Source organism: Pseudomonas sp. AGC41 (assembly GCF_057334555.1).
Map to the genome: position 1 here is coordinate 90,804 of NZ_JBHFJB010000117.1, position 1,870 is coordinate 92,673.

Consider the following 1,870-nt stretch of genomic DNA (forward strand, 5'->3'; position numbering starts at 1 on the left):
CGCTCCCACAGGGGGCCCCATCGCGCTAAAGCACGTAGAACAGAATCGCCACGAAATGCAACAGGCTGCCCGCAATGACGAACAGGTGCCAGATGCCATGGGCATGGCGCAGGCGATGGTCCAGCGCGAAGAAAATGATGCCGACGGTGTAGAGCACGCCGCCCGAAGCCAGCCAGGCAAACCCGGTGCTGCCCAGCGCGGCGAGCAAAGGCTTGACCGCCACCAGGACGATCCAGCCCATCACCGCATAGATGACGATCGAGAGGATCCTTGCTTCGGAACGCGGCTTGATTTCCTGCAGGATACCGATCACCGCCAACCCCCAGACGATCCCGAACAACGTCCAGCCCCACGGCCCGCGTAGCGTCACCAGGCAAAACGGTGTGTAGCTGCCGGCGATCAACAGGTAGATCGAAAAGTGATCGACCTTCTGCATGATTTCTTTCTTGCGGCCGCGCACGCTGTGATAAACCGTCGAGGCGCTGTAGAGCGCCAGCAACGTGAACCCGTAGATCGCCACGCTGACGATCTTCCAGGGATCGCCGTCCATCCCGGCAATCACCAGCAGCCACACCGCACCGATAAACGCCGCGACCGCGCCCACCAGGTGCGTCCAGGCGTTGAGTCGTTCCCCGTGATACATCCAATCCCACCCACATTCCGAAACAGGCGCCCAGGCTCAGGCCTGGCGCTGCAAAGTGCAATGGTTTGCTTTCAGCGTCGAACACAAACCCCGTGGCAAAAGATCATTTGTGGCGAGGGAGCTTGCTCCCGCTTGACCGGGCTGGCGATCCAGTGCGCGGCGCTCACAAGATGCTTGGGGCGGCTTCGCCACCCAGCGGGAGCAAGCTCCCTCGCCACATAACCTCTCCAGCCACTTAAATCGCGTCGCCAGGAAGACATGGGGCACAATCAGCCCATACGAACAAGAGTCCGCCCCATGCTGATCGACGAAGAATTGACCCTGAAGAAACTCGAGGTGTTCCTGGCCTTCATGCGCACCGGCAACCTGGCGCGGGCGGCGGCCGAGTTGCAGACCAGCAATGTCAGCGTGCATCGGGCCATTCACTCGCTGGAGAGCGCGTTGCGCTGTCCCTTGTTCAAGCACGAAGGCCGCAACCTCACGCCGCTGGAAAGCGCCTACGTGCTGGAGGAGCGCGCGCAGAAGCTGATCCAGGACGTGGTCGAAAGCGTACGCCTGACGCGCGAGGCCGCCGGCTTTTCCGCCGAGCGTTTCAAGCTGGGATCCTTGTATTCACTGACCGTCAAGACCGTGCCGCAACTGATCATGGGCCTGAAGATCCGCCGCAGCGAGCTCAATATCGATCTGATCATGGGCTCCAACATCGACCTGTTGTACAAGCTCAAGAACATGGAAGTCGACGCGATCCTGGTGTCGCTGGACGACAGTGTCAACGACCCGGACTGCGAGCAGATTGCGCTGTTTTCCGATGACATTTTCCTCGCCACGCCAGCCGACTCGCCCTTCGCCCAACGCAGCGAGGTCGACCTGGCCGAAGTGCGCGACGAGACCTTCATCACCCTGACCCAAGGCTTCGCCACGCACCAGGACGGTATCCGGGTGTTCAGGCAGGCGGGGTTCGAGCCGAAAGTGGCGATGCAGGTCAACGACATCTTCACCCTGCTGAGCATGGTCAGCTCCGGGGTGGGCTATGCCCTGCTCCCAGGCCGGATCGCGGCAGTGTATGAAAACCGGGTGAAACTGATCCCGTTGCAGCAAAAGTACCGGTTGCAGCAGCACATCGGCGTGGTGTTCCTCAAGGCCAAGGAGCGCGACCCGAACCTGCTGGCGTTGTTGGCGGAATGCCGAATGTATGCCAATCGCCAGGTCTGAAACCGAGTCGCGCCT

Annotated in this window: 2 protein-coding genes; one reads left to right on the top strand and one right to left on the bottom strand. The window is 61.2% G+C overall.

From position 1 onward, the window contains the following. Window positions 1-25: 25 nt before the first annotated feature. Window positions 26-643 carry a PAQR family membrane homeostasis protein TrhA gene (gene trhA, locus ACE04F_RS20605; RefSeq protein WP_486109544.1) on the bottom strand — a complete coding sequence of 206 codons (618 nt, stop codon included), beginning with the start codon at window positions 641-643 and terminating at the stop codon, window positions 26-28. 297 nt (window positions 644-940) lie between these two features. On the opposite strand from trhA, the gene ACE04F_RS20610 reads away from it, so the two are divergent. Further along, window positions 941-1,855 (top strand): LysR family transcriptional regulator, encoded by a 915-nt coding sequence (locus ACE04F_RS20610; protein ID WP_486109546.1) that lies wholly within the window; start codon window positions 941-943, stop codon window positions 1,853-1,855. Window positions 1,856-1,870 lie beyond the last annotated feature (15 nt).

What these genes read in the sequence shown, in the direction of transcription:
- trhA (WP_486109544.1), bottom strand. Translation starts at nt 643, where the DNA reads ATGTATCACGGGGAACGACTCAACGCCTGGACGCACCTGGTGGGCGCG.
- ACE04F_RS20610 (WP_486109546.1), top strand. Translation starts at nt 941, where the DNA reads ATGCTGATCGACGAAGAATTGACCCTGAAGAAACTCGAGGTGTTCCTG.